This is a genomic window from Ferdinandcohnia sp. SAFN-114 (assembly GCF_059415045.1).
Map to the genome: position 1 here is coordinate 35943 of NZ_JBPFDQ010000049.1, position 6000 is coordinate 41942.

Annotated in this window: 8 protein-coding genes; all 8 read left to right on the forward strand. The window is 38.8% G+C overall.

Features of this window, described 5'->3' with window-relative positions; all coding sequences use genetic code 11:
* Positions 1 to 85 precede the first annotated feature (85 nt).
* Positions 86 to 286 carry a PspC domain-containing protein gene (locus ACR65M_RS16120; RefSeq protein ID WP_099352489.1) on the forward strand — a complete coding sequence of 67 codons (201 nt, stop codon included), beginning with the start codon at positions 86 to 88 and terminating at the stop codon, positions 284 to 286.
* Positions 286 to 651 (forward strand): phage holin family protein, encoded by a 366-nt coding sequence (locus ACR65M_RS16125; protein ID WP_440273806.1) that lies wholly within the window; start codon positions 286 to 288, stop codon positions 649 to 651. The genes ACR65M_RS16120 and ACR65M_RS16125 overlap by 1 nt, the downstream gene beginning before the upstream one ends.
* A gap of 82 nt (positions 652 to 733) precedes the next feature.
* The gene (locus tag ACR65M_RS16130) at positions 734 to 1258 is read left to right on the forward strand and encodes a GNAT family N-acetyltransferase (RefSeq protein ID WP_440273807.1); all 525 of its coding nucleotides are present in this window, start codon (positions 734 to 736) and stop codon (positions 1256 to 1258) included.
* Between the two features lie 558 nt (positions 1259 to 1816).
* Positions 1817 to 2752 (forward strand): HPr(Ser) kinase/phosphatase, encoded by a 936-nt coding sequence (gene hprK / locus ACR65M_RS16135; RefSeq protein ID WP_341330342.1) that lies wholly within the window; start codon positions 1817 to 1819, stop codon positions 2750 to 2752.
* Between the two features lie 29 nt (positions 2753 to 2781).
* Entirely contained in the window at positions 2782 to 3597 is an 816-nt protein-coding gene (lgt, locus tag ACR65M_RS16140; protein WP_341330343.1) for a prolipoprotein diacylglyceryl transferase, read from the forward strand.
* Positions 3598 to 3622: 25 nt separating this feature from the next.
* Complete coding sequence (locus ACR65M_RS16145; protein WP_121446346.1) at positions 3623 to 4567, forward strand: nucleoside recognition domain-containing protein; 945 nt, start codon at positions 3623 to 3625, stop codon at positions 4565 to 4567.
* Positions 4557 to 5192, forward strand: a complete 636-nt coding sequence (gene ppaX / locus ACR65M_RS16150) for a pyrophosphatase PpaX (RefSeq protein WP_341330345.1) — start codon at positions 4557 to 4559, stop codon at positions 5190 to 5192. The genes ACR65M_RS16145 and ppaX overlap by 11 nt, the downstream gene beginning before the upstream one ends.
* 200 nt (positions 5193 to 5392) lie before the next feature.
* A complete protein-coding gene (locus ACR65M_RS16155) occupies positions 5393 to 5917 on the forward strand; it encodes an acyltransferase (protein ID WP_440273808.1) in 525 nt (174 codons plus the stop codon).
* Positions 5918 to 6000: the final 83 nt, after the last annotated feature.

Genomic DNA, 6000 nt, shown 5'->3' on the forward strand with positions numbered 1-6000 from the left:
AATACTTGTTGGTTATCCCTATAAACTTGTAGTGGGGGTCTTACTACCAGTTAATGCGGGATAAAACTACTTTGAGGTGTTGACAATGAAAAAGAAATTATACCGCTCCACTAGAAATAGAATGCTAGGAGGAGTGCTTGGAGGCCTCGCGGATTATACAGGAATCGATGCGTCATTATTACGTATACTTGCTGTAGTCGGATTCATTTTAGGCGTCGGTTCATTAGGGATTATTTATCTCGTTTGGTTGTTTATTGTACCAAATGAAGGAGATGTCTATAGATAATGAGATGGATTGCTAGCATAATTGTTAATAGCATCGTACTAATGGTTGTAGCAGGATATGTCGATACGTTTCATCTTGAAGGCGTAGGCGCCGCTGTCACAGCAAGCGTAATCCTATCGATTTTAAATGTAATCGTAAAACCCATTCTCATCGTTTTAACTTTACCTGTTACAGTACTCTCATTAGGTTTATTTTTATTTGTGATCAATGCACTTACTTTAATGCTGACACAGTCCTTAATGGGTGACTCCTTTATAATCGAGGGATTCGGCACAGCATTACTAGCAGCAGTTATTATCTCGATTCTAAATTTACTCATACAAAAAGTAATCGTCGAACCGCTTCAGGAGAAAAAGAAGAAATAATACTTTACTAGCAGCGTAGTCCAAGGAGGATTACGCTGCTTTTTATTGAACATATAGTCAAAGGAGAGAAGGGAGTACAAGCATGTTTCCAATACTAGAAACCGAACGACTTAGATTAAGAGAGATCGTACTTAGCGATGCCGAAGCAATATTCACCTGTTTTTCAAACAATGATGTCACGCGTTATTACGGACAAGATCCACTAACCAAATTAGAACAAGCAGAGCAGTTTGTTGAATTCTTTGCAAAAAACTATAGAGAAAAACGTGGAGTAAGATGGGGAATTGAATTAAAAGAAACCAATGAACTCATTGGAACCATAGGATTTAACGCCTGGTCTCCCAAGCATATGCGAGCAGAAATTGGCTATGAGCTACAGCCCCAATACTGGCGAAAAGGATACGCAACGGAGGCTGTTAAAAAAGTAATCTCTTACGGTTTTGACAATCTAGGCTTAACTCGCATTGGTGCCATAGTGTTTCTTGAAAACGCAGCATCAAATGAATTGTTAAAAAAACTTGGATTCGAAAAAGAAGGTATCTTAAGGAACTATATGTACCAAAACGGTGTTGCGCATGATACAAATGTTTATTCACTGGTAAAATGAAAATAGTCAAAGACAAATATAAGAGTTCTCCATGCAATCTGTCGTTGAGACTGCCTCTCGCGGACAAAACCAAAGAGTTAGTTTGGTAATCTGTCTCTGAGGCCGTCCCTCGAAGACAAATTAACTGAGTTCACCGTTCAAACTGTCTTTGAGGCCGTCTTTCAAAGACAAATTAAATGAGTTCACCGTTCAATCTGTCTCTGAGGCCGTCTCTCGAAGACAAATTAACTGAGTTCACCGTTCAAACGTCTCTGAGGCCGTCTCTCGAAGACAAATTAGATGAGTTCACCGTTTAATCTGTCTCTGAGACCTTCTCACCCACAAGAAAACAGAAGCTAATTCTCCCAATCCACCTCTTAAAACACAACTCCCCTACATTCTTCTGCAATTTAAATCAGAAAAGTTTTGGCCTTACACAGAAAAATGCTAAAATAGGAGAATGAGTTTGAAAAATTTAATTTTAAAAAATACAGTCTTTTTAAGCAAAAAATGAGAGGGCTTTAAAAATACGCAGTAACAACTAAAAACTACATGAATCACAATCAAGGAGGAACAGATGTGCCAAAAGTTAGCACAAAAGATTTAATCGAAAAGTTCAAATTAGAATTGGTGAGTGGGGAAGAAGGAGTGAATCGCCCGATAACAACAAGTGATATATCTAGACCAGGTATTGAACTAGCAGGATTTTTTGATTACTATCCTTCAGAGCGAGTCCAGCTATTAGGAAAAACTGAGCTGACGTTCTTTGATAAATTGTCTACTGAAGAAAAAAGATACCGTATGGAAAAGCTTTGTACTGATATCACTCCTGCAATTATTATTTCGCGTGATTTAGAAGTTCCACCAGAACTGATTGAAGCCTCCGAGCGTGAATCTGTTCCGGTGATCAAAGCACAAATGAAGACAACAAGACTATCAAGTAGAATTACAAACTTTTTAGAAAGTAAGCTTGCTCCAACAACAGCTGTCCATGGTGTTCTAGTGGATATATACGGAGTAGGGGTGCTAATCATTGGTAAGAGTGGTGTGGGTAAAAGTGAAACAGCGCTTGAACTTGTCAAACGCGGACACCGACTTGTTGCAGATGATTGTGTAGAAATTCGTCAAGAAGATGATGATACACTTATTGGAAGCGCACCTGAGCTTATTGAGCATCTCCTTGAAATTCGTGGTCTTGGAATCATCAACGTCATGACCTTATTCGGAGCAGGTGCAATTCGAAATTATAAACGGATTACGCTTGTGGTCAATCTAGAACTTTGGGATCAGACAAAACAATATGACCGACTTGGACTTGAAGAAGAAAAAATGAAAATCATCGATACTGAATTAACAAAATACACAATTCCAGTTCGTCCTGGGCGAAACTTAGCTGTCATCATTGAAGTGGCAGCGATGAATTACCGTCTTAAACGTATGGGTTTGAATGCTGCAGAGGATTTCTCAAATCGTCTTTCACATACAATTGAATTTAGGGAGCACGATGACATATAAAAAAATCAATAAATTAGGGAGATGAGATAGTGGACCGAAACATTCAACCATTAGACCCAACATTTTTAGAATTTGGCGCGTTACGCATTCAATGGTATGGATTAATCATCGGGCTAGGGACCATGCTAGCCCTTTACCTTGCCATTAAAGAATCAGAACGCAGAGGTATGCACAAAGATACTTTCATGGACCTTATGCTGTTCGCGGTACCAATTGCTATCATCTGTGCAAGAATATATTACGTTATTTTTAAATGGGATTATTACTCACAAAATCCTTCCAAAATCATTGCAATTTGGGAAGGTGGAATTGCCATTCATGGTGCGTTAATCGGTTCAGTTGTGACTGCAATTGTATTTGCAAGAGTAAAAGGCTTGTCATTTTGGAAGATTGCAGACATCGCGGCACCAAGTATTATCTTAGGTCAAGCTATTGGCCGTTGGGGAAACTTTATGAACCAAGAAGCACATGGGGGACCCATTGCTGAGGAACAGATACAAACCTTCTATAATGTGCTACCTGACTTTATCATGGACCAAATGTATATCCAAGGAACGTACTACCATCCAACCTTTTTGTATGAATCAATTTGGAGCCTTGTAGGTTTTGTTTTATTACTAATGCTTCGAAGGGTTAACCTAAGACGTGGAGAAATGTTTCTTACATACGTCATCTGGTATTCTATTGGCCGCTTATTCGTAGAAGGCTTACGGACAGATAGCTTAATGCTTGGGGATATTCGAGTGGCACAGCTGATTTCAGTGTTATCGATTGTGGGAGCAATTATCGTACTTATTTATCGAAGAATAAAAGGTCATTCGAACGAGCGTTATTTAGAGAACTAAATTTAGTAAAAGGGAGAGGGGAAACTTGCTAGATACGATCAAGAGAGGCTTTATAGTAGGATTAAAAACTACTTGGACATTAGGGAAGGTAATTTTCCCTGTTACCCTACTTGTCACGATGTTGCAATATACACCGGTGCTAGATTGGGTGATTAAGTGGATTGCCCCAATCATGGGCTGGTTTGGTCTGTCAGGTGATGCCGCAATACCACTTGTATTAGGTAACTTTTTAAACCTTTATGCAGGGATTGGAGCGATCTTAACACTAGATTTGACCGTAAAAGAAGTGTTTATTTTAGCTGTCATGCTATCATTCTCGCATAATATGATTATCGAATCGACTGTTGCTGCAAAAGTAGGTATGAAGATTTGGGTGATTGTAACAGTTAGACTGGGACTCGCATTCATTTCTGCCTTTGTCATTAATCTAGTTTGGAAAGGTGGAAGTGAGCTAGCAAAATATGGACTAGTTTCTACGACTGATGAACAAATTTCAGGCTGGGGTGCTATTGTTTTAAATGGTATTGAAAAAGCTACATTTGGGATTCTGCAATTGGCTCTTATTGTCATTCCATTGATGGTTGTTATTCAAATATTAAAGGATTTAAAATGGTTGGATGTATTTTCAAAGTGGATGACGCCTGTCACAAAGGCACTCGGAATGAAGGAAAATACATCAACAACCTTGGCTGCAGGTATTTTGTTCGGTCTAGCGTTAGGAGCAGGTGTAATGATTCAGGCGGTAAAAGAGGATAATGTAAGTAAGAAAGATGTAACCTTAGCATTAATTTTCTTAGTATCCTGTCACGCTGTTGTGGAGGATACGCTTATCTTTATCCCCTTAGGCATTCCGGTTTTACCGCTATTGTTAATCCGACTCATTACTGCAATTATACTAACAATGGTTATCGCTTTTATCTGGAAACGCGTCGAGCAAAATAATAGAAAGGAAGTTATTTATGGCAATTAATACACTACTATTTGATTTAGATGGAACGTTAATCGATACGAATGAACTGATCTTGCAATCCTTTTTACACACCTTTGGAAAATACTTTCCAGATCGCAACTATAGCAGAGAGGATATTTTGCCGTTCAATGGTCCTACTTTACATGAATCTTTTTCATCTGTAGACCCGGATCGTGCAGAAGAAATGATTGCTGAATATCGAAAATTTAATCATGAAAAACATGATGAACTAGTTACCGAATTCCCAGGGGTATTTGACACCATTAAGACTCTTAAAGATAAAGGTTATAAAATTGGAGTTGTTACAACAAAAGTTCGAAAAACGGTTAACATGGGATTACAACTAACACAGCTAGACCAATTCTTTGATGTCGTGGTGACATTGGATGATGTGACTAATCCAAAACCAGATCCTGAACCAGTGCTGTTAGCATTGAAAATGTTAAATTCAACACCGGAAGAAGCCATTATGGTTGGCGACAATTATCAGGATATTGTAGCTGGTAGAAATGCGGGCACAAAGACTGCTGGAGTTGCCTGGTCTCATAAAGGAAAAGACTTCTTATTGGAATACAACCCTGATTATATGCTTGAAAACATGAGTGACTTACTGGATTTAGTTTAACTATATTCAGGAGTAACCTACTTCTTTAGTGGGATAAATATAAAGGAGTTTACAATTCAGTTGAGGGTACAAACCATCACTGAATAAAGTTAAAGCCTCCGGCATGCCACGATTTTCAGAGGTGATTTTTCGAGCAAGCTCGAAAAAAATCGGGCGCAAATACGCCAAGGCGCATTTGATTGTTAAAGGATGAAAAAATTGTGAAACGACGAACCACACGATATTTTGTTTCAGGACCCAATTCACTTTGGCAAATTTATAAGACCGTATCCTTTTGGAAGGTTGTTAAAAACTTTATCGTCATACAGATCGCGCGCTATACGCCATTTCTTGGCGTGAAAAATTGGCTATATCGCACTTTTTTAAGAATGAAGGTAGGGGAAAAAACAGCATTTGCACTGATGGTAGTACCGGATACAATGTTTCCTGAGAAAATCAGTGTTGGAAGCAACACCGTCATTGGCTTTAATACCACAATACTAGCCCATGAATACTTGATTAAAGAATACAGATTGGGTGACGTTAAAATTGGCAACGAGGTAATGATTGGGGCTAATTCAACGATTTTGCCAGGTGTGGAAATCGGTGATGGAGCAATCGTATCAGCGGGTACATTGGTCCACAGAGATGTTCCAGCAGGCAGCTTTGTTGGTGGCAACCCGATGAGAGTGATTTACACGAAAGAACAAAGAGAGCAACGAGAGAAAGAGGAATCAAGCCATTGAGTTGGGTTTGGACTAACCTAAAATAGTGAGACAATATAAAACACCTCCAAAATGGCAATACTTGAGATAAGTATTGTGACATT

Coding starts and splice junctions, on each gene's coding strand:
- ACR65M_RS16125 (WP_440273806.1), top strand. CDS start 286: ATGAGATGGATTGCTAGCATAATTGTTAATAGCATCGTACTAATGGTT.
- ACR65M_RS16130 (WP_440273807.1), top strand. CDS start 734: ATGTTTCCAATACTAGAAACCGAACGACTTAGATTAAGAGAGATCGTA.
- ppaX (WP_341330345.1), top strand. CDS start 4,557: ATGGCAATTAATACACTACTATTTGATTTAGATGGAACGTTAATCGAT.
- ACR65M_RS16120 (WP_099352489.1), top strand. CDS start 86: ATGAAAAAGAAATTATACCGCTCCACTAGAAATAGAATGCTAGGAGGA.